A 25,427-nucleotide genomic window follows, 5' to 3' on the forward strand; every position below is an offset into this window, starting at 1 on the left:
TACTTATCGCTTAACCGTGGTATACTTGTAAACCGTGGCATACTTGTGGTGCGTGGTATACTTGTAAACCGTGGTATACTTGTACGATTTACTGAACTCATATAGAATAAAAACCTTTATAATATTAAGATGAAAATAGGGATGTTTGACTCAGGGGTAGGTGGACTCACGGTTTTAAAGTCTGTAAGAGATACCTACGACAAAGTGGATATCGTATACCTTGGAGATACGGCAAGGGTTCCTTACGGTATAAAGTCAAAAGAAACTATCATAACTTATGCAAAAGAAAGTGCAAACTTCCTAATAAGTCAAAATGTGGATATGATACTGATAGCTTGTAACAGCGTAAGTGCCAACGCTATGGATGTCCTTCAAGAGACGTTTGATATACCTATAATTGGGGTTATAGAAGCGGGCGTTGAAGCAGCTGTTAAAAGCTCAAAAACAAAGCACGTAGGTATTATAGGCACCACAGCCACCATAAACAGCAACAAATATCAAGAGCGTTTAGAGGCTTTTAATATAAAAACTTACGGAAAAGCCTGCCCGCTTTTTGTACCCATAGTAGAAGAAAAACTCATAAATACAGACATTTCAAAAAAAACGGTGGAGTTTTATCTAAAAGAGTTTAAAGATATAAAAGATATAGACACTATCATCCTTGGATGTACCCATTACCCTCTTTTGGAAAAAGATATAAAGGAATTCTTACCGCATATAAACTTGGTTAGCTCCTCAGATGCTATAGTATCCTACGCAAAAGATATCATAAAAAACGAAGGAAACGCCTATACAGAACTTTATTTTACAGATATATCAGAAAATACATCAAAGCTTGTTGAGTATATAATGGGTAAAAAATATGATTTAAAGTATATAAACGTAGAAACGCTTTCTCTTAACTGTTAACACCCTTTATATGCCTTCCGCCATCCACCGGCAGTATTGTACCCGTTATAGAAGTAGTCTCTAAGAAAAGCCTTAAAACGCTGTATATATCATCGAGACTCACTTCCTTTTTCAAAGGTGTGTTTTTTATGATTTTCTGCCACTCATCATCTTCCATATCATCAGGTTTCAAAACAGGCCCCAAAGCTAAAGCGTTTACCAAAACATGTGGAGCAAACTCTTTTGCAAGGGTCAAAACTGCCCCGTGAAGCCCGGCTTTTGCCACAAAATAAGGCATGTAATCTTTGTAAGGCGTATGCATTATAGCCCAGTCTCCAAAAGCCACAATGCTTCCTTTTACATGCCCGTTGTTTTTCATCATCACCTTAAAAGCTTCAACGCTGATGTTTAAAAAAGACTCCACTATAACAGCGTTGTAATATCTATACTCTTTTATACTAAAATTATCTACGGGTACTTTGGAATAAGGTGAAGCCATATGTATGAAAGCCTCTAGCTTACCAAACTTTTCAAATACAACATCCACTATACCAGAAGAATCTTTCGACAAATCTCTTTTTATACAAAAAATCCCATCCATCTCGTCGCAAGGGTTTTTGCTGTTATAAACGACAGCCACATCTTTACCCTCTTCTAAAAGCCTCTTGGCCACATAAAACCCTATTCTTCTTGCCCCTGTGATTATAATAGCCATATAAATATAATATATACCGCTATCGGTTGTTGTACAAATTTAAATACATATGGACACTTACTTTTGTCAAAATTTTCTATAAACCTATAAATGAAGGAGCTAAGTTTTTATGATTAAAAGTTTAGGAAGAAGCCACACAGCATTAAAAAGGAGGTAACAAGTCTGCCACGATTTACAAGTCTACCACGGCTCACAAGTCTGCCACGATTTACACGTCTGCCACGATTTACAAGTCTACCACGGTTTATTGATTTTGTATAATTTTTTAAGTGTGAGTGTTAGTCTGTGGTATACTTATAGCCTGTGGTATACTTATCGATGTACAGCAACTTATACAAACTCATACACAAAATTAAAATTTGTGCTATAATGTATGTACTACGGGGTGTGGCTCAGGTGGTAGAGCGTCGGCTTTGGGAGCCGAATGTCGCAGGTTCGAGTCCTGCTACCCCGATTTTATTATCACATCGTATATAAAGTCTGCTATTTTTTGTGTAGCGTTCTCTGGGGATAGTTTTTCTCTTAAAAGCTTTAAACTCTCTTTCATATCTTCTAAGTTTTTTGGATTTTCTAAATAATAAGATACTTTTTTTACAATATCTTTTTTTGAAGGTTGGATTAGCTCTGGGATTATTTCTTTGTTCATTATGATATTTGGAAGACCTATGTATTTTGATTTTACAAGATGCTTTGCTATATGGAGCGTTATTGGGTTTAGCCTATAAAATATTACATGAGGAAGCCCTATGAGAGAGGCTTCTAACGATGCCGTTCCGGAGGCTATAATGCCAAACTTTGCCTTTTTCATTACATCTAAAGAGCTTTCTTTGGTGGTTTCTATGTAATCTTTTGAGTAAATGGGATAATCCACCGTGCTTGCTACAGGTATTAGGCTTTTCATGTGAAAGTTTTTATAAATAAAATAAGCTACTTCTTCTAAAAGCCCGATATGTCTTTTAAACTCAGAGTTTCTAGAACCGGGCAGCATCGCTATTATGTTTTCTTTTTGGACGCTTGATGGTTTTATAATGTCAAGAAGAGGATGACCAAAATAATGCACTTTAAAATGCTTATTTTCATAAGGTTTATATATATCTAATTCAAAAGGAAGTATCACTATAAGATGTTTTACATAATTTACAATTTCTTTTATCCTTTGGGGTTTCCAAGCCCATACTTGAGGGGATATAAAATATATTATGTTGTTATGTTTTAGGTTTTTCATAAGACGGAAGTTAAACCCAGGCGCATCGCAAAGTATTACCCATCTTGAATTGTTTGCTGCTTCCAAAGAGTGTTTTATTATTTTTTTTATTTTAAAAATCTTTGGAAGGACTTCTACTATACCCACCAAATTTAAATCTTTTATATTTGCTATTGATTTTACGCCGAGCTCTTCCATTCTTTTATCTGTGATACCAGATATGTTTAGAGTTTGTGGTTTTTCTTTAAGATGTTTTAAAATATTTACTACGTAGTTAGCAGCCGATAAGTCACCTACTGATAAAAATAAATCATCCACTTTTTAAAGTAATTTTAAACTTATCTTTGGATTTTTCTATGATAGCTTTTACGTCATCTATATCTACAAAACATCTATAAGATATCTCTATTTTTGCGTTAGACCTTATATTTACGTAGCGCTCTGATGATATATTTTCTATAGTGTTTATAAAAGTGCTTTTAAGATAAACCCCGTCGTGGTGCTCTAAAACTTCCGTTTTTACATCGTAGTAGTTGTTTTGCTCTACGGCGCTTTCCCAGAGTTTGTCATCCAATGATTTTTCAAAGGAGTATCCAAATTCCAAGTCATCTTCATCGGCATTTTCTATCTCTTTTTTTATGATGGGTTCAACGTAGTTTCTAAACTCTAAAAGCTTTGATAAGTCCATATTTCTATAAGTTTCATCTATCGGCATAAATACTATTATAATGGAATTTAGATGGTTTTGATGAGGGTTTTTATAATTTTACTCTTGTTTTTGGGCTTTTCCTATGGAGATAGCCTTGTTAAATATGCCACAAACTTTATAGGCTTTTCCGCTGGTGTTGTAGAAGTTGATATTAAAAGCCCACAACACTTAGAATGCGAAGGTAAAACAAGCGGTTTGTTCTCTGTGTTTTATAACTATAAATTTAAATTTGTAGAGAATGGTGATAACTATACATTAGAAGAAGATGTAAACGGTAAAAAACGTGTTTACAGCAAAGACGAAATACTGAAGAAAAAAGCTTGGATACCGGTTTTTATATCTATGCTTACAAATTCAAACTACGAGCTTGGAAATCCTATAAAAGTTGGAAACATACTTATAATACCAGAAGAAAACGTTCAAAATGAAATATACTTTTTTAAGGTAAAAAACAGCCACAACGTAAAAAGAGTTGTTATATGGTATGATAGTGCCCATCATTCAGGGGGTTTTCCGAGGCTTATAAGAATAGAGACCAAAGAAGCAAATATAGATTTAAAAAGATTATGACGTCAAAATACTGTTCTAAAAACCAAAGACCAATCGTTAAAAGCTCTTAGCGTATTTTCTCCGTTTGAAGTGGCGCTTTTAAGGTTTGCATCAGGGTTTACAAATTGAACGCCAAAAGACACGTTGGCGTTTTCGTTGTCTATGTAATAATTTACAAACATATCTGTTAGAAATACTTTTGTGGTTATGAAAGAGTTTTCATTGGCTGGGTTTATGTAGTAGTTTTTGTTTTCATCTTCTTCGTATCTTAACGCAAGGGCTGGTTTTCCTATGCCAACGTATCTATCGTATAAAAGCTGTGTTTGAAGGTAGTATCCTTTGGCTTCTAGCTGCGATATATTGTTACCAGCCTTTGAGAAACCTAAATTCTTTTGGTCAAGCCAGGCTGCTTGAAAGTTTGGCACAAAATCATCAAACTTTTGTTCCCAAAGCACATCAAACGTATAAGCTCTTGCTGTGGTAGAAAATGCCTGATTGTTGCATATATTAGTCTCGTTTGCGCTATTTAGCCAAGCACCAGAACAATCTATTCTTTGCTGTTGATAAGCAAAGGAGAATGTAAGCGTTTTTCTTTTACCAAAAAAAGTATCCTTATCTACGTAGTCTGGTTCTCCTTTGTAACCTAAAAATGTAGGTGTAAGCTCTATTCTAAAGCCGTATTTCAGATTGCTTTTGGCGTTGCTACCATATTGATAGTCGTATCTTCCGTTGCCTATCACAATATAGTACTTTAACGCCGTATGCTTTGCCACATCACCCCATACAGCTATACCTATATCTCTAAAGGCGTTTCCCACATCAGAACCAAATGTCAAAGGAACCAACGGTTTTATAAAAGGTTTAAACTTGTAAACACCGCTATAATCAAGATAGTTTGGATTTACTTTATAATTTGTTTGTAAAAGCCTAGCACCATCTACATCTATTTCAGATACTCCTGGGTTGTAATCTTCTATTGGTATTATAAAAGAGTACAAATCTTCCAATGGAATCCTTGACCAAGGGTCTAAGAAAAAGCCAGTAGTAACTTGAAAGTATTTTTTAAACCTACAATTTATAAAGGCGTCTTTTACTATTGTATATTGCATTTTATCGTGGGACCTTGCGGACCCATCCGGTGTTAAAAGGTTGTTATCAGAGAAATCAATATTAGCGCCAAACTGCACCACTTGATTAAGCTCTCCTGCAAAATAAAGTCTCGCATTTTCCACAGAAAAGTTTACGCTTTTGTGGTCGTTAGTGGTAATTTTACCGTTATCTTGGGCCCATATGCTAAGTTTTAGACCTACATCTGCAAATTTATTGTTTGAGGCTTTTAACAAAACACCGTAGGAGTTTGATGTTATTAAACTAAAGGCCAAAGTAAAAATGACCCTTTTCATACTAAAATCCTAAAACTTAAATTTAGAAACCTCTATTTTAAGCTCTTGGGCTACATCAGCCAAAGACTTTGCAGTGGCAGAAAGTTCTTCTATGGCAGCGGCAAGCTAAATCTATAAATATGTCTTATGGCTTTTATAAAAAGAAGTCATTGACAAGCAATATTTAAAGTGTTAGTATAATTAATGAATATTTATTCAAAAGGAGGCTTTTATGATAGATGGAAAAGAAACCTTTTGGGAAGCGCTTAAAAGACATGGGGTTAGTAGGAGGGAGTTTTTAAAATTCTCTGCTATAATCACTGGTCTCATGGGACTTCCACCGGCTATGATACCAAAAGTAGTAGAAGCCATGGAAACAAAACCAAGGGTGCCAGTGCTTTGGGTACATGGGCTCGAATGTACATGTTGCTCTGAATCTTTTATAAGGTCTGCTACACCGCTTGCCTCTGATGTACTTCTTACTATGATATCCTTAGAATATGATGATACGCTATCGGCTGCTTGTGGGGAGGCTTTGGAAAAGCACGCGGATGACATTATGAAAAAATACCACGGAGAATATATATTGGCTGTTGAAGGGAACCCACCTTTGGGTGATGATGGGATGTATTGTGTAGTGGCTGGGAAACCATTTTTAGAGCAACTTAAAAAATACGCGGAAGGGGCTAAGGCAATAATCGCTTGGGGCTCTTGCGCTGCTTCGGGTTGTGTACAAGCGGCAAAGCCAAATCCCACAACAGCGGTACCTATCCACAAGGTAATCACAGATAAACCCATAGTAAAAATACCCGGATGCCCACCAATACCAGAGGTAATGACAGGTACCATAATGTATACGGTGCTTTTTGGGAAATTACCACCCCTTGATTCTCAGGGAAGACCCAAGATGTTTTATGGGAATAGGATACACGATACATGCTATAGGAGGCCTTTTTTCAACGAAGGTATGTTTGTGGAGCAGTTTGACGATGAAGGAGCAAAAAAAGGATGGTGTCTTTATAAGATGGGATGTAGAGGCCCCACTACCTACAACTCCTGTGGAAATCTAAGATGGTACAACGGTCTTTCTTATCCAATTCAATCTGGGCATGGGTGTATTGGATGCTCTGCGGATGGTTTTTGGGACAATGGAAACTTTTATTCCCGAGAGCAAAACATACCGTTTATTGGCACAGAGTCAAATGCAGATAAAATAGGAGCAGTGGCAGTAGGAGCTGCAGCAGCTGGAGCAATAGCTCACGGAGTTATCAGTAAAATACGCTCTGGTAAAAAGGAGGAGTGATTTATGAGTACAAGAGTGGTTATAGACCCAGTGACACGTATTGAAGGACATTTGAGGTTAGAGATAGAGGTGGACGAGTCCTCTCACAAGGTTACAAACGCTGTATCGGCAGGTACGATGTGGAGAGGTATAGAGCTTATAGTAAGAAATAGAGACCCAAGGGAAGTATGGGCTTTTACTCAGCGTATATGTGGGGTGTGTACCACTATACACGCTTTGGCTTCTGTAAGAAATATAGAAGATGCTCTTGATATAGAGATACCAAAAAATGCAAACTACATAAGAAATATCATGCTTGGGACTTTGTACGCTCATGACCATTTGGTACACTTTTATCACCTTCACGCTCTTGACTGGGTATCCCCCTTAGAAGCTATAAAGGCTGACCCAGTAGCTACTGCTTCATTGCAAAATCAAATACTTCAAACTTACGGTGGTATTATATCTTTTTATACAGACTTTCTTGGGGGAAACGCCTACCCTAGAAAATTCCCGAAAGCAACACCAGGGTATTTTAAGACTTTTCAAGATAAGATAAAAAATTTAGTCCAAAGCGGACAGCTTGGTATATTTGCCGCCAATTGGTGGGACCATCCAGATTACAAAATGCTCCCCCCAGAGGTGCATCTTATCGCCATAGCTCATTATCTTAACATGCTTGATGTCCAAAGAGAACTTGTAATCCCTCATGTGATATTTGGTGGGAAAAATCCACATCCTCACTATATAGTGGGTGGTATGAACTGCTCCATCTCAATGGATGACATGAACGCGCCTATAAACATGGAACGCTTAGCGGTGGTAGAAGACGCTGTTTATACCCAAGCAGAAGCTGCAAACTTATTCTATCTCATAGACCTTCTTGCGATAGGCCAGATATATGTACAAAAGGGCTGGACCTATGGTGGTGGTTTGGCAAAGGATAGGGTGTTAGGATATGGAGATTATCCAGATGAGCCTTATAAAAGCATAAAAAACGGTGATTATTTTAACAAGATTTTATATCATTCAAACGGTGTAGTGGAAAACTTCTCCCAAGGAGTGGAAAAAGCTAAGTATTATCCCTTAAACGAAAAAGACCTCACAGACCCAAATATCATCCAAGAATGGGTCACTCACTCATGGTACCAATACCCAAACAACAACGAAGGGCTTCACCCTTGGAACGGTATTACAGACCCATACTACACAGGGCCAAAAGAAGGCACAAAAACCCATTGGAAATACTTAGATGAAAACGGCAAATACTCTTGGATAAAAGAGCCTCGTTGGAGAAATCTGCCGGCGGAAGTGGGTCCTTTGGCAAGGTATATAATTACTTATACCGCTGTAAAACAAGGACATATAAAACCCTCTTGGATGGATGAGATGGTAGTAAATCAGATAGATTTTGTATCGAAAGCCCTAAACTTGCCCCCTCACGTATGGATGCCCACCACCGTCGGAAGAACTGCTGCCAGAGCCTTAGAATGTCAACTTGGAGCCAACGCATCTAACTATTTTCTTAAAAAGCTCTACGACAACATAAAAGCTGGCGATACTTCTGTGGCAAATATGGAAAAATGGGAACCATCCACATGGCCAAAAAATGCAAAGGGCGTTGGTATATCTGAAGCACCAAGGGGAGCGTTGGGGCATTGGTGTGTCATAAAAGATGAAAAGATAGAAAACTACCAAGCGGTGGTGCCCACCACCTGGAACGGCTCACCAAGAGATGAAAAAGGCCAACAGGCTGCTTTTGAAAGAGCCATGCAAGATACCATAGTGCTTATCGCAAAAGAACCTCTTGAAATACTAAGAACTGTACACTCTTTTGACCCTTGTCTTGCTTGCTCTACGCATGTTTACAACACAAAAGGGGAAGAAATCACCACCTTCAATATAGGAGGGGCTTGCTATGAATGATGAAGCTAAAAAATATTATCTATTTAGTCCATCTTTGAGAATAGCCCACTGGGTGTGGGCTTTGGCTATATCCGTGCTTTTTATAACGGGTATATACATAGGAGACCCGTTTTTCATAGGAAACGTTGGGTATAGCGCCACTTTTGGGGATTTGCACGCTCTTACGATGAACTATATAAGGTTTTTACATTTTAGCTTTGGATACATTCTCTTGTCTGCTCTTGTTTTAAGGTTTTTAATAATGCCTTTTAGAAAAGCCGATAGACTTATAATTCCAAAGTTTTGGACGAAAGAGTACTGGGAAAACGCCTTTGATACTTTGAAAAACTATCTTTTTATCACCAAAAGCCATAGACCATATGTGAGAAATCCTTTAGCAAGAAGCGCTTATCTTGGACTTTTCTTGCTTTTGATATTTGAAGTAATAACAGGGTTTGCTATGTATGGTAGGTCAAACCCCGGTGGGTTTTGGGATAAGCTCTGCGGATGGATAATACCGATGCTTGGCGGTGAATACCAAGTACATAGATGGCATCATATAGTAGCGTGGATTATAGTGCTTTTTGTGGTGATACATGTTTATATGGTTGTAAGAGAAGATATATTGGAAAAAGATGGCGAAGTTTCTTCTATGGTAAACGGCAACAAATTTTTTGAACATACACCAGCGGATATAACAGATATATGATAAGTAGTATGCCACACCGAAGAACGATACTTATGGGCATAGGCAATATCCTTATGCAAGATGAAGGGGTTGGTGTGCATGTTGTAAGGGAAATAGAAAGGCGCTATTCTTTTAATCCTTCTATAGAAATCATAGATGCTGGGACACTTGGTCTTGAGATACTTTACATATTACAAGATGGGGTTGATAACCTTATAGTAGTGGATGCTGTGATGGGTGGCAAACCACCAGGTACTATATATACTTTTAAAAATGAAGAGGTAAGAAGATATTACTTTAAACATAAGCTTTCTGCTCATGAAGTGGGTTTTTCCGAAGTGTTAGCGCTTTTAGAAGTAATGGGAAAACCTATCAAAGAAAATCTCGTGCTTGTTGGTATAGAGCCAGTTAGTTTTGAGGTGTCTTTGGAGCTTCACGAGAAAACCTATTCAAAGATGGAAGATTTGATAAAAGTAGTTTTACAAGAGCTAAAGCACATTGGTATAGAAGTTTTAGAGAAAATACCTTCTTGAGGAGGATTTTATGTGTCTTGCAATACCATCTAAAATTGTAGAGATATTAGACAACAACATAGCTATAGTTGATACTATGGGCGTTAGAAGAAAGGCATCTTTGGAGCTCTTAAACCCAAAGCCCAGCGTAGGAGATTACGTCCTTTTACATGTAGGCTTTGCCATAGAAGTGCTTTCTGAAGAGGATGCTTTAGAAAGTCTTAAGCTTTTCGAAGAGGCATTAGAATATGAAAACGAATTTGAACTCTAAGGACGTTGTATTAAAAGCCAAAAATAAAATTATACAAAAAATAGAAAAACTTGGAAAACCTATAAGAGTTATGGAGTTTTGTGGGGGTCATACCCACAGCATAATGAGATATGGTATAGATAAACTATTGAAGGGATATGTAGAATTTGTGCATGGTCCTGGTTGTCCTGTGTGTGTGGCCTCTATGGATAGAATAGACTTAGCTATAGAGCTTGCCAAACTTCCAAACACTATTTTCACAACTTACGGAGATTTACTTAGAGTGCCAGGCTCTTATAGAAAATCTCTTTTGGATATGAGGGCTTTGGGATACGATGTTAGAAGCGTATACTCTTGTTTGGAAGCTTTTGATATTGCTATAAAAAACACAGATAAAAATGTGATATTTTTTGCCATAGGCTTTGAAACCACTACTCCACCTACAGCAGTGCTTCTTAAAAAAGCTAAAGAAAATAAAATAAAAAACCTTTTTGTAGTATCAAACCATGTTATGACACCGCCTGCCATAAGATATATATTAAACTCCGGCATTTCTCATATAGATGGCATCATAGGACCTGGTCACGTTAGTGTTATAACTGGTATGAAAATCTATGAGGAGTTTGATGTATCTATAGTTATATCTGGTTTTGAAGCTTTTGACATATTAAAAGCCGTAAACATGCTTTTAGACCAACATATAAAAGGTGAAATAAAAGTAGAAAACGCCTATCCAAGAGCTGTGTCAAGGGAAGGAAACAAAGAGGCTCAAAAGCTGATAGAAGAGACTTTGGAAGTGAGGGAAAACTTCAACTGGAGAGGTATAGGAACCCTTCCTAAAAGTGCATTAAAAATAAACAAAGATTATGAGATGTTTGACGCTGAAAGGGTGTTTGATATAAAACTTCCTGTTTCAAAAGAGCATCCTCTTTGTATATGTCCAAAGGTTATAACTGGTGTTTCAAAACCCACAGACTGTAAACTTTTTGGGAATCTATGTACACCAGAAAATCCTATCGGTTCTTGTATGGTATCCTCTGAAGGGGCTTGCGCTGCTTATTATAAGTACCAAGAGGTAGAATTATGTATGTAAAACTATCTCATGGGGGTGGTGCCAAAGAAACAAGAGAGCTTATAGAGAAGATATTTTTAAAACATCTTAAAAATGAGCTTTTAACAGGTGATGATGCCACCATTATAAACATAGAGGGTAAAACAGCTATAACTACGGATAGTTTCACTGTAAGTCCCATATTTTTTAAAGGCGGTGACATAGGAAAGCTAAGCGTGGCTGGTGTTGTAAATGATTTATCTGTGATGGGAGCAAAACCTTTGTATGTGAGCATGGGTTTTATATTAGAAGAAGGGCTTTCTTTTGAAGATCTTGAGCGCATAGTGATATCTATAAAAGAGGAGGCTTCAAAAACTGGGATAAAACTAATAACAGCTGATACAAAGGTAGTTCCAAAAGGCTTTTGCGATAAAATATACATAAACGCCACAGGTATTGGAAAAGTTGTAAAAGAAGGTATATCTTCTTCAAATTTGAAAAAGGGAGATATAATTATAGTATCAGGACCAATAGGCAACCACGGTGCTACTATCCTTGCTCTTAGAAACGACTTTGATATAGAAATAAGCTCAGATTGTGCTTCTTTGTGGGAGGCTATAGAACCGCTTTTAAATGAGGATATAGAAATTCATGCCATGAGAGATTTAACGAGAGGCGGTCTTGCTAGCGTGATAAACGAGTTTGCCAAAAGCTCAAAAGTAGAGATTTTACTAAGCGAAGAGGATATACCTATAGAGCCGTCCGTTAGAGGCTTTTGTGAAATCCTTGGTATAGAGCCATACTCTCTTGCTTGCGAAGGTACTTTCCTAATAGCTATCCCAAAAAAGGATGTAGAAAAAGCTTTTGATATTCTTAAAAGCCACAAACTAACCAAAAACGCGAAAGTTGTAGGAGAGGTTATACAAGATGGCAAAGAGGGTGCTTATATAAAAACTCTTTATGGAAGCACGAGATATTTAGAAGAAGCCCCCGGCGAGATGCTTCCTAGGATATGTTAACATGCACGAGTTTTCAATAGTTCAAGCTCTAATAGGTCAAGCGGAAGATATAGCAAGAGATTACAACGCAAGCTCTATCTCAAAGATATACGTAGTGATAGGAGAAGTGTCTGGAGTGGAGCCTCATCTTTTGAAGATGGCTTTTGATACTTTTAAAGAAAATACGGCCTTGTCTAACACAGAGCTTATCTTAGAGTTTCAAAAACCAGTTATATACTGTGAAGATTGCAAAAAAGAAATTTCTTTGGAAAGATACTCTATGAAATGCCCCTCTTGTGGCTCTTTTAAGGTAAGGCTTAAAAAGGGAGATGAGCTTATTTTGAGGACTTTAGAGCTTGAAGTATGAAAAAACGGTTTAGGCTTTTGGTAAAAGGTATAGTCCAAGGCGTTGGTTTTAGGCCTTTTGTTTACAACTTGGCAAAATCCTTAAATGCAAAAGGCTTTGTTTTAAACACTACAAGCGGAGTAATCATAGAGATAGAAAATGTTGATATAAAAGAGTTTGTAAGCTTGCTAAAAGCTAAAAAACCACCTCTTTCAGAAATTGAAGATATAAATGTTGAAGTGCTTGATTTTGTAGGTTTTGAGGATTTTAAAATAGAAAATTCCATATCAAAAGAAGATATCATACCTAGTATACCACCTGATATGGGACTTTGTGAAGATTGCCTAAGAGAGTTTAACGACCCTAAAGATAGAAGATACAAATATCCTTTTATAAACTGCACAAACTGTGGTCCTAGGTTTAGCATAATTTTAGATACCCCTTACGATAGAAAGAATACCACTATGAACATATTTCCTATGTGTGAGCAATGTAAGAAAGAGTATGAGGATAGAGAAAATAGAAGATTTCATGCAGAGGCCATATCTTGCAAAGAGTGCGGCCCTGTTTACTGGTATGAGAAAGACGGCAAGACTTACTACGAAGATGCTTTTGAGTTGATGGCACAAGATTTAAAACAATCAAAAATAGTTGCTTTAAAAGGTCTTGGAGGATTTCATCTTATCTGCAACGCTTTAGATGATGAGGCAGTCAAAAAACTAAGAAATAGAAAAAAACGCTCTTCAAAGCCTTTTGCTGTGATGTTTAAATCTATAGGAGAAGCTTTAAAATATTTAGAACCTACAGAATATGAGTTAAAAGCCTTAACATCAGCTCAAAAACCTATAGTACTTATAAAAAGAAAACCCCAATACTTTGAAGAAGCCTGTAAAGGACTTTTAAATGTGGGTGCATTTTTAGCATACACCGGCATACATCTTAGGCTTTTTGATTTTATAGATTTTCCTATAGTAGCTACTTCTGGCAACATTTCAGATATCCCTATTTGTAAAGATAACGAAGAGGCAAAAAGGATACTTGGTGCTGTAGCGGATGGATTTTTTATGCATAACAGAGATATAAAAAGACCTGTGGATGATCCTGTCGTAAAGATAATAGATGAAGAGGTTGTAATAATAAGGTATGGAAGATCTTACGCTCCAAAGCCGATATATGTAAATACTCATGCAAAAGCAATCTCTCTTGGAATGGGTGCTTTTCTTAAAACCACTATAAGTATCTTTAAAGACAATACACTAATACTTAGCCCTCACATAGGAGATTTAGAAAGCGTAGAAACTATAGAGCATTACAAAAATACGGTAGAGGATTTTTTGCGGTTTTACAATGTAAAGCCAGATGTGGTGGTGTGTGATACGCATCCAAACTTTTTTAGCAGTATATATGCAAAATCTATATTTTCAAACGTCATCAGCCTTCAGCATCATAAAGCTCACATACTTTCTGTGATAGCAGAACAAAATATATCCGCCGATGAAAAGGTGCTTGGCATAGCCTGGGATGGGACTGGTTATGGAGAAGACGGGACTATTTGGGGCGGGGAATTTTTTATGGGAAACGCTTATAATTTAGAAAGATTATTTTTTATAAAACCCTACAAGCTTATTGGAAACGAAAAAGCTATCAAAGACCCAAGAAGGATAGTGTTAAGCTTGGCTTTTGAGCTTTTAGGAGAAAAAGCGTTTAACTATCCTATTGTAGAAAAGCTTGGATTTCAATCTAGTGAACTAAAAGCCTTTTATAAGATGTGGAAAAACGATATAAACACTACAAAGACTTCCTCCGTTGGAAGGCTTTTTGATATGGTCTCTTATCTTATGGGGCTTACTGATTTTATAGATTACGAAGCCAAGGGTGCTATGATGGTAGAAGATAGATACAAAGAGGAGAATAGTTTTTACGCTTTTGAGATAAAAGAAAATACTATATCAATTGATTTTGGAGAAATCTTTGAAGAAAAAGATATAGAAAAGATGGGCTCAAAATTTATAAATACATTGTTTGAGATTGTCAATAAAATTGTTGGACTCTTAAAACCTAAAAACGTCGTAGTATCTGGTGGGGTATTTTACAACAGACCTTTGATGAAAAAATTAAAATCTATTGATGGCATAAATCTCTTTTGCAATAAGAAGGTCCCTACCGGCGACGGTGGTATATCCTTTGGACAGGCATTTTACGGAGGTATTTTATGTTGATGAACGCTATACCTATACTTTACGAGATAACAAAAGCCCTTGAAGATTTTGTAAAAACCGGGGAAAACCATATCATTTATACAAACAAGATACCTCTTTCTGAGGAAGACAAAGAATTTTTATTAGATGTTTTGGGAGAAGGCAGCATAAAAATAGAGTATAAAACCAAAAGAGAATACATTACCTTTAAAGAAACATCGCTTATAGGCGTGTGGCTTGGAGTGGTTCATGATGCTGAAAGAAAACCAATACTAGAGATTTTGGAGGTAAACTCTTTTCCTTTCATACTACAAGCTCCAAAAGAGGATATGGAAGAGTCGATAAGAAGGTTAAAGGATATTTTAAAAGATTTAGAAAACACTTCAGGAGGTAAAGACTATGTGTAAAGATTGCGGATGTTCAATAACAGGGCACCATCACGAAGAGCATCATCATCATCACGAACAAGATGTAAAAGATAAAAAAGTAGTGGAGGTAATTCAAAATATCTTAGATAAAAACGACAAGCAAGCTATGTCAAACAGAAGACACTTTGAAGAGCACGGTGTATTTTGCATAAATTTGATGAGCTCTCCAGGTTCTGGTAAGACATCGCTCTTAGAGGCCACCATAGAAGAGTTAAAAGATAAAATAAGAATAGGTGTTATAGAAGGAGATTTGGAAACCAACTACGATGCTATAAGGATAAAAGAAAAAGGGGCAAAGAGTTATCAGATTACCACAGGACAAGCTTGTCATCTTGATGCTTTTATGGTGCACGAAGGAATACACAACCTTGGCATAGAGGATTTAGATATAGTTTTTATAGAAAACGTTGGTAATTTGGTTTGTCCGGCGGCTTACGATGTGGGGTCTCATATGAATGTGGTGCTTTTTTCTACTGCTGAAGGAGAAGATAAGCCTGTTAAATATCCAGTAATGTTTAAAAGTGCTAATGTGGTAGTGATAACCAAAACAGATTTACTTCAATATCTTGATTTTGACATACAAAAAGCTAAAAACTATGTAAAAGAAGTAAATCCACAGGCAGACATAATAGCGCTTTCTGCTAAAACTAAAGAAAATTTAGAAAAATGGCTTAAATACTTAGAGTTTAAATTGGAAATGTTTAGAAACGCTCTCGCTTAAAATATAATATATATCATATAAATGAGTATTTATTAAATTTTTAATAAGATGGCTTTTGTATTTGAAAGTTAGTAAATACAATTTCATAATGCTAATGTGTAATTTATCATTGCTATTTATCATGTGTAATAATCTTGACAAATAAATTTATTTGCATATCTTTTTAACATCATCTCAAGGAGGTAGCCATATTATGGCAAAGATTATCACGCCAGGACCCTCTGGTTATGTACCTACGCCTGCAGTTTTTGAAGGTGTTCAAATAACCCCTCCAGGTAAAGCTCTTTTGTATGGTGAATGGGTAGACGAAGAAACAGCCATGAGAGAAGCAGCTTTGGCTATGCTTACTAAAAAAAATCCTACAATATTTCCAGGACCATTGGTGTTATGGGGTTACAACGCCTCAGCTATAGAAAAAGCTCAAGCAGTGTTAGAGCTTGCAAAAGAAATACCTAATTGCCGTATAATACCAATGCCAGACTATAGACCAAAGTATCCTAAAATAGACCCAGAAGCTGAGATAAACCCTAATCATCCAAACCTCACGATACTTCACAATAGAATAGAAGCCTGTATATTTGTAGGGGTACATTGCCATTATGCAAACCTTTCTCTTAGAATGATAAGAGCAGGTACAAACTGTTTTACAATAGCTCTTTGCGCGGAAATGGGTCATGAAGACGCGATGGTATCTATAAGGGATGTGCATGCTGAAAAAATATTAGAGTTTAGAGATATGATAATAAAGGTAAGAGAAGAGCTAGGTATAAAGTGGGAGCCAAAACTACCACCAGAAAATCCATCTCTACCAAAAGAACATTTTGAAACTTTAAACATAGCAGATTATGGAGACTATGCTTACTTGTTGCACCCAAGGAAGGGTGAAACCGTAGAAGAAACTGAATAATTTTTGGAGGTTTTTATTATGCCAGAGCAAAAAGTTGTTGAAACAGATTATCTTTTATTAGAAGCACCAAGAGAGAGAAAATTTATAACTGGCTCTCAAGCAATGGCAGAAGCTGTAAAAAGGGCCAACGTAGATATAGCTATAGCATATCCAATCACTCCACAATCAGAAACTATGCACTTGGTAGGTGATTTATGGGCCCAAGGTTATCTTAGAGATTACTATAGGGCTGAAGAAGAATACGGAGCTATGTCGGCTATAGCAGGTGCAGTAAGGGGCGGAGCAAGAGCCTTTACCGCCACATCTGGGCCTGGGCTTTTGAGAGGGTTAGAAGCAATAGCTTCATGGCCAGGGCATAGAATACCTGCAGTTTTAGGCGTACTCACAAGGGTTGTAAACGCTCCTCTTTCTATACAGCCAGACAATGTAGAAATATCATATCTTTTAAACTGTGGAATGGTTGTACTGCACGCTGAAAATCAACAAGATGTTTTTGATTTTACTTTAGCCTCTTTTGCTATATCAGAGATGGTGGATGTTTACCTTCCGATAGCGGTTTGCACAGAGGGATTTTTTGTAACCCACGCTAAGGGTTATGTAAATATGACGCCTGAAGATATGAAGCTTCCACCGAGAGACCCTTATAAGGCGCCAGTTCCACCTACTGACTGTGAAATACCCCCAGCCAGAATACAAAGAGATGCTCCTGTTCAAAAATCCAACTTCATGAGTTATCTAATACATCAAGTATGGCAACAAGAAGTATGGTCTTCAAACATGAGGGCTATGAAGTATATATATAAGTATTTAAATGGTCCAATAGAGGTTATAAATCCAGATGCGGAAGTTTTTGTAGCAGCTTCTGGTTGTGCAGCAGCTCAAGCTAGAGAGGCCGTAAGATATGCTCAAATGGAAGGGCTAAATGTTGGGCTTTTAAAGATAAAATCTATAGTGCCGTTCCCTTCAAAAGAAGTAAGGGAAACGTTAAAAAATGCCAAGGCTATCATAGTTCCAGAACACAATATCGTAGGATGGCTTGCTAAAGAAATAAAAGCCAACATACCAAACAGCGATAATGTTGTAGGTAGACCTAGAGTATATGGTGGTATGACATTGCCAGTAGAGCTTATAATGGACGAGATATATGCTGCTCTTGGCATAAAGAAAGACAAGACGGTGCTTGTTTAATATTATGTTAAAAACTTAAGTAAGGAGGTAATTTATGGGTTTAGAATACGTTAAAATCTCACCTGGATTTGAGAAATATATGCCAAAGGACTATGTTGACCTTGTCAAATACGGTCAATTTGGCAAACAGATAGATGTACAGCAAATAGACCAGATTAAAGAGCTCGTAGAAGAGCATCCAATGTGTGCTGGATGTTATATGGCCTACTTTGTAAGAATATTTTATGCGTCTTTACCAAAACCAGAAGACACCATAGTGCTTGGTACTGCTGGATGCGCTAGGTTAGCACTTTCCCAAGCAGCTGTGCCGTTTATATATGGAAACTACGGAGATACCAACGCTGTGGCTTCAGGCCTAAAAAGAGCCCTTAGCATAAGATTTCCAGACAAGGTAAAAGATGTGGTGGTGATAGCTGGAGATGGTGGTCTCATAGATATAGGTTTTGGTATGACTATGCATTCATGGTTTAGAAGAGAAAAATTCACAACTATAATGGTGGACAACGAAGTGTATGGTAATACCGGCGGTCAAGAAAGCGGTATGTCTCCTCGTGGAGTTCAGCTTAAAATGGCCCCCAAAGGTAAAAGGTTTGACAAAATAAATGCGGTAGAGTTGGCAAAGACCGCTGGTTGTGTTTATGTGGCAAAGCTTGCTCCTACAAATCCAAAGAGGATAGCCAAGACCATCAAGAGAGCTATATTGGCTGCAAGAGAACTTGGACCTACATTTATACATGTTTATACATCATGCAACATAGAATATTCAATACCCACAGAGAGGGTTTTGGCAGATGCCAAAGAAAGAGAAAAGAATGACTTTGGTTTCTACGAATGGATGACAGATGAAGCTAAAGAGTATTTGGAAGAACAAGAAAAGAAGCTAGCTGAAGCAAAAGCCTAAGGAGGATATATGAAAAGATACAACATGCGTATAGCTGGTGTTGGTGGTCAAGGTGTTGTTACCTCTGCTCACATTTTAGGTAACGCAATGTCTGCAGCTGGAAAATACGCTTCTTTGGTGCCATTTTTCGGTTCTGAAAAGCGTATGGCTCCTGTTGAGGCTTATGTTAGGGCTTCGGACCAGCCCATATACGAGGTTGGTGAAGTGGTTTATCCAAACGTTATAATGATTTATCACCCGCAAGTTATTACACACGGAAAATCTTATACGATGCCTTTTTACTCTGGCTTGAAGCCCAATGGCTTAGTTATTATAAATACCGACGTTGATATAATACCAGAGGAAGACCACGCTATTTTGGAAAAGCTCAATACAAAAGTAATCAACTTCCCAGCTACAAAAATAGCCTTAGATATAGCCGGTACAGAGCTTGCCACAAACATGGCTATGATTGGTTTATTTTTTGGTATAACGAGGTTGGTGGATTTTGAGTATATAGAGCAAGCTGTAAAAGAAAGGTTTTTGGGCAATACCTTTGTAGCCTCTGGTGGTACGGCTTCTTTGGACAGTGCTATAGAAAAGAAGTTTAAAAAGAAGGTAGAGTTGTTGGAAAAGAATATGCAGGTTATAAGAGAAGCCTTTAAGATAGCGGAAGAAAACGGATGGGTATTGGAAGAAATCACTGTTTAGGAGGCATAGATGTACTACGTGGCAGATGTTAAAGAATCGGAATGCGCCAAATACAACTGTAAGCAATGTGTGTTGTTTTGCCCAGAGCCTAATACGCTTATGTACAACTCAGAAAAGCATGTAGCGTGGGTTAATTATAGTAGGTGTAAAGGTTGTGCCATATGTGTTTACGTATGTTCAGACCTTCTTAAGAGAAATTGTATAGAAATGGTAATGATGACAACGGGGGAATAGATTATGGATAAGAAGAGGATAGAAAATATAATCTTTAAGGTATCCGAGATGCTCTCTGAGCCATCTTTGGATATGGAGGTTTGTGAGGAAGGGGTTAACCCGCCCTGTATAAAGCTAACTTATACCACCGAAAATGGAGCTAAGCACCAAAAAACAATAGATATAATGGAAGAGTTTTCTAATAAGTCTGATGATGAAATAGCTAACTTTGTAATATTTCAAGCAGAACAGTTCATGGAAGAGATTGATTCTGTAGAGTATAGCGGAGAATAATACAAATATATAAAGTACAAATATATAAAGAGGCTGCCTTTCCTGGGTAGCCTTACATTAAAACATCTTTTTTCATCACCCTTGATTTTTACTAAAAAATAACTATTATTTTCAATAAGGAGGTTTTTAAGATGGTAGAGGTTTACGTTAGCGGTATGGGGATAGATCCGATATCTCAGATGCCTATAGTGATACTTAAATCTAAAGAGGATGACAGCTTGGCTTTGCCCATATGGATAGGTGTTTTTGAAGCTAACAACATAGTTATGAATATGCAAGGGATGGACTCTCCAAGACCTATGACATACGAGCTTATTAAAAGCATTTTGATGGCTACAGGCTATAGTGTAAAGATGGTTACCATAGACTCTATGGAAAACAACACTTACATTGCTACTATCCATTTAAAAAATACAAGATTGCCTAGCGAGGAGTTGACTATAGATTCAAGGCCAAGCGATGCTATAAATATAGCTCTTAGATTTGATGCTCCTATTTATGTTAATAAGGATCTTTTTAGCAGCAGCGCTGATATAGAAGTTCAAGATGATTTAAATATAACTGAAGAGGATTTAAGAAGCTGGATTGAAAATATAAAGCCAGAAGATTTTGAAAAAAATACTTAATGGATACTATTTACATATTGGATGGTTCGGCTTTTTTATATAGGAGCTATTATGCTCTACCATCGTTAAAAACTGAAGATGGTATAGAAACAGGTGCTTTTTATGGGTTTATTAGGGCTGTTTTTTCTATATTAAAAGCTAGAAAACCTTATTACTTTGCTATAGCTTTTGACTTACCTGCTCCTACCATAAGGGATAAAATTTATAAAGATTACAAAGCCACTAGAAAAGAAACCCCAAATGAGCTTGTTTCTCAAATACCGCTTATAAAGGAAGCTATAAATATCCTTGGTATTAGGCTTTTAGAAAAAGAAGGCTTAGAAGCAGATGATATAATAGCTTATATTGCTTACAAGTCCAAAGAATGGGATAAAAATCTTACAATCTATACACCAGACAAGGACTTGATGCAACTTGTAGAAGATAAAAAAATAATAGTTGTAAACCCAATAACAAATAAAGTATTTGATGAAGAAGCTGTGATAGAAAAGTTTGGCGTACCACCAAAAAAACTTGCAGATTATTTGGCGTTGATAGGTGATGCTGTAGACAACATAAAAGGTATAAAAGGTGTAGGTCCTAAAAAAGCTTTAGAGCTTTTAGAAAAATATGGGTCTGTAGAAAATATATTAAAGCACTGGGATGATATACAAAGCACTTTCAAAGAAGCCTCAAAAGAAGCTTTAGAGCTATCTTATAAGCTTATAAAATTAGACCCTCAAGAGATATTGAAGATGATAAGCATAGATTTAGAAGATATGAAGATATCATACAATATAGATATAAAAAGAGCAGAAGAGTTTTTCATGGCTTTTAATATGAAAAGCTTGATAAAAGATTTAAACATATTATTTAAAGAAGAAATCAAAGAAAAAAGGGTTCAAAAAACGCTTTTCTAAATTAAAACTGTGTATTATCATTGTAATAAAGACCAAAACGCTTATCCTTTATAAGCAAAACCTTAGGAGGTAAAGCATGCTCAAAACTAAACTAAAAGGAAACGATGTATCACTATCAGGTGATATAAAAGTAGGAGATAAGGCTCCTGAAGTAGAAGTAGTTCTTACTGATTTATCCACCAAGAAGATAGGTGGAGCTAAAGACAAGGTACAACTCATAATAGCTGTACCGTCCTTGGACACACCGGTATGTGCTACAGAAACTCGTAAGTTTAACGAAGCGGTAGGTTCTATGACGGACGTAGATACTACAGTAGTATCTATGGATTTACCCTTTGCTTCTAAAAGATACTGTTCTACCGAGGGTGTTGAAAATATAGCTGTAGCATCTGATTTTAGAAATAAAGATTTTGGAAAAGCCTATGGAATACTTATAACAGAAGGTCCGTTGCAAGGGCTTTTGGCTAGGGCAATATTTATAGTTGGTAAAGACGGTACCATAAAGTATTTCCAACTCGTTCCAGAAATTACATCAGAACCAGACTACAACGAAGTGTTAAAAGCTTTGGAGAGTTTAAAATAACAACATTTTTTTGTGATTTTGACGGTACAATAACGCTCCAAGATACCGTAGACGCGCTCTTGGAGCGCTTCGCCTCTAAAGAATGGCAAGAGGCTGAGAAGCTTTGGCAAGAGGGTAAAATAACTTCTAAAGAATGTTTAGATATTCAGATGTCTTTGGTAAACATCACCAAAAAAGATTTGGAAGAATTTTTACACAGCATTAAAATGGACGAAAGCTTTTTTGCCTTTTTAGATTATGTAAAATCCAATTTGAACGCTAAGGTGTATATAGTAAGCGATGGTTTTAGGCTTTTTATAAAAAAAATATTGGGAGATTATAAAAACAAAGTAGATGGTATATATGCAAATTATCTTTATTTTATAAACAACAAATTTAAAACGCTTTATAGATATTCAAAAAACGATTGTAATCTTGGTGTTTGTAAGTGCGATTTGGTACAAAAACTAAAAACCGATACAAACATATACGTAGGAGATGGGGTATCTGATTTTTGTGCTATAAAACATGCAGATTTTGTATTTGCAAAAGGTAAACTTTTAAATTTTCTAAAAGCTCAAAATGTTAGTAATTTCACTAGCTTTTCATATTTTGAGGATATAATAAATCAATTACCTTTTGTATTGGAGAAATTGTATGAAGAAAGAGGATATACTGGCTATAGAAAGCGAAGTGTGTTCTTGGGGTGATACGGTTCATTATCTAAATCCTCCAAAGATTTTCAAGGCTTCTGAAGGCTCTTATCTTTACGATGAAGAAAACATACCATACTTAGACTTGCAAATGTGGTATAGCGCTTGTAACTTTGGATATAAAAACAAGCGCATAAACGACGCCATAAAAAATCAAATGGATAAAATGGGGCAACTTGCTTCTCAGTTTTTATTTGAAGAAAAAGTTATATTGTCTAAAAAATTGGTAGATGCCAATTTAAAAAGGTTTAACATAAAAGGTAGAGTCCATTTCAACGTAGGTGGTTCTCAAGCTATAGAGGATAGCTTAAAACTCGTAAGAAACTATAAAAAGAAAAATCTAAACTTTGCTTTTATGGGTGGGTATCACGGTAGGACCTTAGGTGCCACCGCTATCACGTCTAGCTATAGGTATAGAGAAAGGTTTGGGCACTTTGGAGATAGGGCGCTTTTTATACCTTTTCCCTACTGTTTTAGATGTCCATACGGTAAAACCTTAGATAGTTGTGATTATTATTGTGTTAAGGAGTTTGAAAAGCTTTTTGAATCAGAATATTATTCTATATACAATCCAAAAACCAACGAATGTGAATACGCAGCCTTTTATGTAGAAGCGGTTCAAGGTACCGGTGGATATGTTAAAGCTCCGCCAGAATACTTTAAAAGGTTGAAAAAGATATTGGATCAAGCCAATATACTTTTAGTGGACGATGAAATACAAATGGGGTTTTATAGGACTGGTAAGCTTTGGAGTATAGAGCACTATGGTGTTAAACCGGATATCATTGTGTTTGGTAAATCTTTAACCAACGGCATGAACCCTTTATCGGGGCTTTGGGCAAAAGAAGAGCTTATAAACCCAAAAGTTTGGCCTGCTGGCTCTACACACTCTACCTTCTCTTCAAATCCCATAGGAGTAAGAGCAGGAGTTGAGGTAATGAATATTTTAGAAGAAAAAGACTACGAAAGCATGGTAAGACAAAAAGGTAAGAAGTTTTTGGAGGGTTTAGAGCTTTTAAAGAAAAAATATAAAAATATAGGGGATGTAGACGGTATAGGACTTGCCCTTAGGATAGAGGTTTGTGGAAGCGATGGTTTTACACCTTCAAAGGCTTTGACGGATAAAATATTGGAAGAAGGGCTAAGGGGAGATCTTGATTATAAGGGTAAAAAATACGGTCTTGTATTGGATGTGGGTGGATACTACAAAAATGTATTTACGTTGGCTCCATCGTTAGAGATAACGGATGAAGAGATATACATGGCTATAGAACTCTTGGATCAGCTTTTTAAGAGGGTGATATAATATGGAATTTTCTATAAGAAACAACAATGAAAAAGCTGTTTTACTTCTTCATGGGCTTACTGGTACTCCTCTGGAGTTAAGATGGGTAGCTAGGGATTTTTCCAAGGCAAATTACGATGTATACTTTCCTGTCTTACCAGGTCATTGTTCTAGCTTGGAAGAGTTGAAAAAAACCAAATGGGAAGAGCTTTACACTTTTTCAAAAAACTTTTACCTTGATTTAAAAGCCAAATACAGCGAAGTGTTTGTGGCTGGGCTTTGTGTAGGTGGTATGCTTTCTCTTATGCTTGGTATGGAATTTCCAGATATAGACGGGGTTGGCTCTTGGGCGCCTGCCATTGGAATAGACGGCTGGGCTATACCTTGGTATAGATTTTTGTTACCTTTGGGGCTTTATACACCGCTAAAACACATATACTATTGGAAAGAAAAAGAACCCTTTGGTATAAAAAACGAAGCCATGAGAAAAAAGATTGTAAATATGATGAAATTAGAACAAAACGAGGCTATAGCTTACGACAAGATACCAGCGCCTACGATAGTAGAATTAAAAAGAATGGCTAAATATATAAAAAAGCGTATCAACCTTCTAAAAGCACCGTTTATCATTATACATTCCAAAGAAGATGACTTATCTTCCATAAAGGGTGCAAGATTTATATACGAAAAAGCTCCAAGTAAAGTTAAAAAATTTGTAGAACTTTCAAATAGCTATCACATCATAACTATGGACAACGAAAAGGATGTGGTTTCAAGTGAGACAATAGCCTTTTTTAATTCTTTGTCAGAAAAGAAACATCAGAAAATGGAAGTTTATCAAGCATAAACCGATATATGTGAACCTTCTTTTTGCATTTCGATTTGAGCTTGCTCTAAAAGCATTTGAGCTTGGGCTGCCACGGCTCTATCTTGGGCTGATGGGTCTATTGGTGCTAAAGCGGCTTTTATTACCCTTTGCATTTTTCTTATGGTATCCTGCGGTGTAGGACCAGGCGATACATCTATACTTACATCTCCACCCACTGCATACTTTTTACCGTCTGGCCCCACTACATATTTATAGTTTATTGGACCTGTTAAATCTCCACCCGCTATCTTGTGAGCCATCTCGTGAGCTCTAACGTCTTGGTCTATGGCTTTTAGTTGATTTATCTCTTGTTGAGTTTGTATACTCCTTTGATTTGAAGGTTTGTCGCTTTTAGATAAAATAGGAAAGCTAATAGCCCCTATCATAAAATTTATTATAAGTAAAACTTATATTTTATCTGCAAGAAAAATCATAATATTCGTATGTGTTTGCTG

Annotated in this window: 30 protein-coding genes and 1 tRNA gene; 26 read left to right on the plus strand and 5 right to left on the minus strand. The window is 36.7% G+C overall.

All coding sequences use genetic code 11. The features are described 5' to 3' along the window. Nucleotides 1–129: 129 nt before the first annotated feature. Nucleotides 130–909, plus strand: a complete 780-nt coding sequence (gene murI / locus ACYQZV_RS02290; RefSeq protein ID WP_459892782.1) for a glutamate racemase — start codon at nt 130–132, stop codon at nt 907–909. On the opposite strand, the gene ACYQZV_RS02295 is transcribed toward murI, so the two are convergent. Beyond that, the gene (locus ACYQZV_RS02295) at nt 899–1,603 is read right to left on the minus strand and encodes an SDR family oxidoreductase (RefSeq protein ID WP_459892784.1); all 705 of its coding nucleotides are present in this window, start codon (nt 1,601–1,603) and stop codon (nt 899–901) included. The two genes, murI and ACYQZV_RS02295, sit on opposite strands and share 11 nt — an antisense overlap. Nucleotides 1,604–1,984: 381 nt before the next feature. On the opposite strand from ACYQZV_RS02295, the gene ACYQZV_RS02300 reads away from it, so the two are divergent. Then, nucleotides 1,985–2,057, plus strand: a tRNA-Pro gene (locus ACYQZV_RS02300). Here ACYQZV_RS02300 and lpxB read toward each other — a convergent pair. Both lpxB and ACYQZV_RS02310 read right to left on the minus strand, forming a co-directional pair. After that, the gene (lpxB, locus tag ACYQZV_RS02305) at nt 2,049–3,125 is read right to left on the minus strand and encodes a lipid-A-disaccharide synthase (protein WP_459892786.1); all 1,077 of its coding nucleotides are present in this window, start codon (nt 3,123–3,125) and stop codon (nt 2,049–2,051) included. The genes ACYQZV_RS02300 and lpxB overlap by 9 nt on opposite strands. Next, nucleotides 3,118–3,522 (minus strand): hypothetical protein, encoded by a 405-nt coding sequence (locus ACYQZV_RS02310; protein WP_459892788.1) that lies wholly within the window; start codon nt 3,520–3,522, stop codon nt 3,118–3,120. The genes lpxB and ACYQZV_RS02310 overlap by 8 nt, the downstream gene beginning before the upstream one ends. A gap of 33 nt (nt 3,523–3,555) precedes the next feature. On the opposite strand from ACYQZV_RS02310, the gene ACYQZV_RS02315 reads away from it, so the two are divergent. Then, nucleotides 3,556–4,086: a hypothetical protein gene (locus ACYQZV_RS02315; RefSeq protein WP_459892790.1), complete on the plus strand. Its 531-nt coding sequence runs from the start codon at nt 3,556–3,558 to the stop codon at nt 4,084–4,086. A 2-nt stretch (nt 4,087–4,088) separates the two neighbouring features. On the opposite strand, the gene ACYQZV_RS02320 is transcribed toward ACYQZV_RS02315, so the two are convergent. Continuing rightward, on the minus strand, nt 4,089–5,468 hold the full coding sequence (locus tag ACYQZV_RS02320) for a porin (RefSeq protein WP_459892793.1): 1,380 nt from the start codon (nt 5,466–5,468) through the stop codon (nt 4,089–4,091). Between the two features lie 211 nt (nt 5,469–5,679). On the opposite strand from ACYQZV_RS02320, the gene ACYQZV_RS02325 reads away from it, so the two are divergent. From ACYQZV_RS02325 to ACYQZV_RS02435, 23 genes are all read left to right on the plus strand, one after another. Next, nucleotides 5,680–6,750 carry a hydrogenase small subunit gene (locus ACYQZV_RS02325; RefSeq protein ID WP_459892795.1) on the plus strand — a complete coding sequence of 357 codons (1,071 nt, stop codon included), beginning with the start codon at nt 5,680–5,682 and terminating at the stop codon, nt 6,748–6,750. Nucleotides 6,751–6,753: 3 nt separating this feature from the next. Continuing rightward, entirely contained in the window at nt 6,754–8,655 is a 1,902-nt protein-coding gene (locus ACYQZV_RS02330) for a nickel-dependent hydrogenase large subunit (RefSeq protein ID WP_459892797.1), read from the plus strand. Then, a complete protein-coding gene (cybH, locus tag ACYQZV_RS02335) occupies nt 8,648–9,343 on the plus strand; it encodes a Ni/Fe-hydrogenase, b-type cytochrome subunit (RefSeq protein WP_459892799.1) in 696 nt (231 codons plus the stop codon). The genes ACYQZV_RS02330 and cybH overlap by 8 nt, the downstream gene beginning before the upstream one ends. Nucleotides 9,344–9,351: 8 nt before the next feature. Then, nucleotides 9,352–9,855: a HyaD/HybD family hydrogenase maturation endopeptidase gene (locus tag ACYQZV_RS02340; RefSeq protein ID WP_459892800.1), complete on the plus strand. Its 504-nt coding sequence runs from the start codon at nt 9,352–9,354 to the stop codon at nt 9,853–9,855. A gap of 10 nt (nt 9,856–9,865) precedes the next feature. Next, the gene (locus ACYQZV_RS02345; protein WP_459892802.1) at nt 9,866–10,105 is read left to right on the plus strand and encodes a HypC/HybG/HupF family hydrogenase formation chaperone; all 240 of its coding nucleotides are present in this window, start codon (nt 9,866–9,868) and stop codon (nt 10,103–10,105) included. Then, nucleotides 10,083–11,177 carry a hydrogenase formation protein HypD gene (gene hypD / locus ACYQZV_RS02350; RefSeq protein WP_459892804.1) on the plus strand — a complete coding sequence of 365 codons (1,095 nt, stop codon included), beginning with the start codon at nt 10,083–10,085 and terminating at the stop codon, nt 11,175–11,177. The genes ACYQZV_RS02345 and hypD overlap by 23 nt, the downstream gene beginning before the upstream one ends. Beyond that, entirely contained in the window at nt 11,168–12,154 is a 987-nt protein-coding gene (hypE, locus tag ACYQZV_RS02355; RefSeq protein ID WP_459892806.1) for a hydrogenase expression/formation protein HypE, read from the plus strand. The genes hypD and hypE overlap by 10 nt, the downstream gene beginning before the upstream one ends. Nucleotide 12,155: 1 nt before the next feature. Continuing rightward, nucleotides 12,156–12,500, plus strand: a complete 345-nt coding sequence (gene hypA, locus ACYQZV_RS02360) for a hydrogenase maturation nickel metallochaperone HypA (protein ID WP_459892808.1) — start codon at nt 12,156–12,158, stop codon at nt 12,498–12,500. Further along, nucleotides 12,497–14,698 carry a carbamoyltransferase HypF gene (gene hypF / locus ACYQZV_RS02365; RefSeq protein WP_459892810.1) on the plus strand — a complete coding sequence of 734 codons (2,202 nt, stop codon included), beginning with the start codon at nt 12,497–12,499 and terminating at the stop codon, nt 14,696–14,698. The genes hypA and hypF overlap by 4 nt, the downstream gene beginning before the upstream one ends. Beyond that, nucleotides 14,698–15,084 (plus strand): hydrogenase expression/formation protein, encoded by a 387-nt coding sequence (locus tag ACYQZV_RS02370; protein WP_459892812.1) that lies wholly within the window; start codon nt 14,698–14,700, stop codon nt 15,082–15,084. The genes hypF and ACYQZV_RS02370 overlap by 1 nt, the downstream gene beginning before the upstream one ends. After that, nucleotides 15,077–15,826, plus strand: coding sequence for a hydrogenase nickel incorporation protein HypB (hypB, locus tag ACYQZV_RS02375; RefSeq protein ID WP_459892814.1), 750 nt, complete (start codon nt 15,077–15,079; stop codon nt 15,824–15,826). The genes ACYQZV_RS02370 and hypB overlap by 8 nt, the downstream gene beginning before the upstream one ends. A 193-nt stretch (nt 15,827–16,019) precedes the next feature. Continuing rightward, the gene (locus ACYQZV_RS02380; protein ID WP_459892815.1) at nt 16,020–16,733 is read left to right on the plus strand and encodes a carbon monoxide dehydrogenase beta subunit family protein; all 714 of its coding nucleotides are present in this window, start codon (nt 16,020–16,022) and stop codon (nt 16,731–16,733) included. Between the two features lie 18 nt (nt 16,734–16,751). Next, complete coding sequence (locus ACYQZV_RS02385; protein WP_459892817.1) at nt 16,752–17,921, plus strand: ferredoxin oxidoreductase; 1,170 nt, start codon at nt 16,752–16,754, stop codon at nt 17,919–17,921. 34 nt (nt 17,922–17,955) lie between these two features. Continuing rightward, nucleotides 17,956–18,822, plus strand: coding sequence for a thiamine pyrophosphate-dependent enzyme (locus ACYQZV_RS02390; protein ID WP_459892819.1), 867 nt, complete (start codon nt 17,956–17,958; stop codon nt 18,820–18,822). A 9-nt stretch (nt 18,823–18,831) separates the two neighbouring features. Continuing rightward, a complete protein-coding gene (locus ACYQZV_RS02395) occupies nt 18,832–19,512 on the plus strand; it encodes a 2-oxoacid:ferredoxin oxidoreductase subunit gamma family protein (protein ID WP_459892821.1) in 681 nt (226 codons plus the stop codon). A 9-nt stretch (nt 19,513–19,521) separates the two neighbouring features. Further along, nucleotides 19,522–19,746 (plus strand): ferredoxin oxidoreductase, encoded by a 225-nt coding sequence (locus tag ACYQZV_RS02400; protein ID WP_459892823.1) that lies wholly within the window; start codon nt 19,522–19,524, stop codon nt 19,744–19,746. 3 nt (nt 19,747–19,749) lie between these two features. Further along, on the plus strand, nt 19,750–20,019 hold the full coding sequence (locus tag ACYQZV_RS02405) for a hypothetical protein (protein ID WP_459892824.1): 270 nt from the start codon (nt 19,750–19,752) through the stop codon (nt 20,017–20,019). Nucleotides 20,020–20,150: 131 nt separating this feature from the next. Further along, a complete protein-coding gene (locus ACYQZV_RS02410) occupies nt 20,151–20,645 on the plus strand; it encodes a bifunctional nuclease family protein (RefSeq protein WP_459892826.1) in 495 nt (164 codons plus the stop codon). Beyond that, complete coding sequence (locus ACYQZV_RS02415; RefSeq protein ID WP_459892828.1) at nt 20,645–21,544, plus strand: 5'-3' exonuclease; 900 nt, start codon at nt 20,645–20,647, stop codon at nt 21,542–21,544. The genes ACYQZV_RS02410 and ACYQZV_RS02415 overlap by 1 nt, the downstream gene beginning before the upstream one ends. Nucleotides 21,545–21,620: 76 nt before the next feature. After that, nucleotides 21,621–22,127: a thiol peroxidase gene (tpx, locus tag ACYQZV_RS02420; RefSeq protein ID WP_459892830.1), complete on the plus strand. Its 507-nt coding sequence runs from the start codon at nt 21,621–21,623 to the stop codon at nt 22,125–22,127. After that, on the plus strand, nt 22,124–22,816 hold the full coding sequence (locus tag ACYQZV_RS02425) for an MtnX-like HAD-IB family phosphatase (RefSeq protein WP_459893110.1): 693 nt from the start codon (nt 22,124–22,126) through the stop codon (nt 22,814–22,816). Before tpx ends, ACYQZV_RS02425 begins: the two co-directional genes overlap by 4 nt. After that, nucleotides 22,764–24,125: an aspartate aminotransferase family protein gene (locus ACYQZV_RS02430; RefSeq protein WP_459892832.1), complete on the plus strand. Its 1,362-nt coding sequence runs from the start codon at nt 22,764–22,766 to the stop codon at nt 24,123–24,125. The genes ACYQZV_RS02425 and ACYQZV_RS02430 overlap by 53 nt, the downstream gene beginning before the upstream one ends. Nucleotide 24,126: 1 nt before the next feature. Beyond that, nucleotides 24,127–24,951, plus strand: a complete 825-nt coding sequence (locus tag ACYQZV_RS02435; RefSeq protein ID WP_459892834.1) for an alpha/beta hydrolase — start codon at nt 24,127–24,129, stop codon at nt 24,949–24,951. Here ACYQZV_RS02435 and ACYQZV_RS02440 read toward each other — a convergent pair. After that, nucleotides 24,942–25,358 (minus strand): putative metalloprotease CJM1_0395 family protein, encoded by a 417-nt coding sequence (locus tag ACYQZV_RS02440; RefSeq protein ID WP_459892836.1) that lies wholly within the window; start codon nt 25,356–25,358, stop codon nt 24,942–24,944. The genes ACYQZV_RS02435 and ACYQZV_RS02440 overlap by 10 nt on opposite strands. Nucleotides 25,359–25,427: the final 69 nt, after the last annotated feature.

The organism is Hydrogenobaculum acidophilum, assembly GCF_054656715.1.

Excerpts from the sequence above, each read along its gene's own strand:
- ACYQZV_RS02400 (WP_459892823.1), top strand. The coding sequence starts at position 19,522 with ATGTACTACGTGGCAGATGTTAAAGAATCGGAATGCGCCAAATACAAC.
- ACYQZV_RS02320 (WP_459892793.1), bottom strand. The coding sequence starts at position 5,468 with ATGAAAAGGGTCATTTTTACTTTGGCCTTTAGTTTAATAACATCAAAC.
- ACYQZV_RS02395 (WP_459892821.1), top strand. The coding sequence starts at position 18,832 with ATGAAAAGATACAACATGCGTATAGCTGGTGTTGGTGGTCAAGGTGTT.
- ACYQZV_RS02315 (WP_459892790.1), top strand. The coding sequence starts at position 3,556 with ATGAGGGTTTTTATAATTTTACTCTTGTTTTTGGGCTTTTCCTATGGA.
- hypA (WP_459892808.1), top strand. The coding sequence starts at position 12,156 with ATGCACGAGTTTTCAATAGTTCAAGCTCTAATAGGTCAAGCGGAAGAT.
- ACYQZV_RS02295 (WP_459892784.1), bottom strand. The coding sequence starts at position 1,603 with ATGGCTATTATAATCACAGGGGCAAGAAGAATAGGGTTTTATGTGGCC.
- murI (WP_459892782.1), top strand. The coding sequence starts at position 130 with ATGAAAATAGGGATGTTTGACTCAGGGGTAGGTGGACTCACGGTTTTA.
- hypF (WP_459892810.1), top strand. The coding sequence starts at position 12,497 with ATGAAAAAACGGTTTAGGCTTTTGGTAAAAGGTATAGTCCAAGGCGTT.
- ACYQZV_RS02380 (WP_459892815.1), top strand. The coding sequence starts at position 16,020 with ATGGCAAAGATTATCACGCCAGGACCCTCTGGTTATGTACCTACGCCT.
- ACYQZV_RS02435 (WP_459892834.1), top strand. The coding sequence starts at position 24,127 with ATGGAATTTTCTATAAGAAACAACAATGAAAAAGCTGTTTTACTTCTT.
- cybH (WP_459892799.1), top strand. The coding sequence starts at position 8,648 with ATGAATGATGAAGCTAAAAAATATTATCTATTTAGTCCATCTTTGAGA.
- ACYQZV_RS02370 (WP_459892812.1), top strand. The coding sequence starts at position 14,698 with ATGAACGCTATACCTATACTTTACGAGATAACAAAAGCCCTTGAAGAT.
- ACYQZV_RS02345 (WP_459892802.1), top strand. The coding sequence starts at position 9,866 with ATGTGTCTTGCAATACCATCTAAAATTGTAGAGATATTAGACAACAAC.
- hypB (WP_459892814.1), top strand. The coding sequence starts at position 15,077 with ATGTGTAAAGATTGCGGATGTTCAATAACAGGGCACCATCACGAAGAG.
- ACYQZV_RS02430 (WP_459892832.1), top strand. The coding sequence starts at position 22,764 with ATGAAGAAAGAGGATATACTGGCTATAGAAAGCGAAGTGTGTTCTTGG.
- ACYQZV_RS02325 (WP_459892795.1), top strand. The coding sequence starts at position 5,680 with ATGATAGATGGAAAAGAAACCTTTTGGGAAGCGCTTAAAAGACATGGG.
- hypD (WP_459892804.1), top strand. The coding sequence starts at position 10,083 with ATGAAAACGAATTTGAACTCTAAGGACGTTGTATTAAAAGCCAAAAAT.
- ACYQZV_RS02410 (WP_459892826.1), top strand. The coding sequence starts at position 20,151 with ATGGTAGAGGTTTACGTTAGCGGTATGGGGATAGATCCGATATCTCAG.
- ACYQZV_RS02310 (WP_459892788.1), bottom strand. The coding sequence starts at position 3,522 with ATGCCGATAGATGAAACTTATAGAAATATGGACTTATCAAAGCTTTTA.
- tpx (WP_459892830.1), top strand. The coding sequence starts at position 21,621 with ATGCTCAAAACTAAACTAAAAGGAAACGATGTATCACTATCAGGTGAT.
- ACYQZV_RS02330 (WP_459892797.1), top strand. The coding sequence starts at position 6,754 with ATGAGTACAAGAGTGGTTATAGACCCAGTGACACGTATTGAAGGACAT.
- ACYQZV_RS02405 (WP_459892824.1), top strand. The coding sequence starts at position 19,750 with ATGGATAAGAAGAGGATAGAAAATATAATCTTTAAGGTATCCGAGATG.
- ACYQZV_RS02390 (WP_459892819.1), top strand. The coding sequence starts at position 17,956 with ATGGGTTTAGAATACGTTAAAATCTCACCTGGATTTGAGAAATATATG.
- hypE (WP_459892806.1), top strand. The coding sequence starts at position 11,168 with ATGTATGTAAAACTATCTCATGGGGGTGGTGCCAAAGAAACAAGAGAG.
- ACYQZV_RS02385 (WP_459892817.1), top strand. The coding sequence starts at position 16,752 with ATGCCAGAGCAAAAAGTTGTTGAAACAGATTATCTTTTATTAGAAGCA.
- ACYQZV_RS02415 (WP_459892828.1), top strand. The coding sequence starts at position 20,645 with ATGGATACTATTTACATATTGGATGGTTCGGCTTTTTTATATAGGAGC.
- ACYQZV_RS02340 (WP_459892800.1), top strand. The coding sequence starts at position 9,352 with ATGCCACACCGAAGAACGATACTTATGGGCATAGGCAATATCCTTATG.
- ACYQZV_RS02440 (WP_459892836.1), bottom strand. The coding sequence starts at position 25,358 with ATGATAGGGGCTATTAGCTTTCCTATTTTATCTAAAAGCGACAAACCT.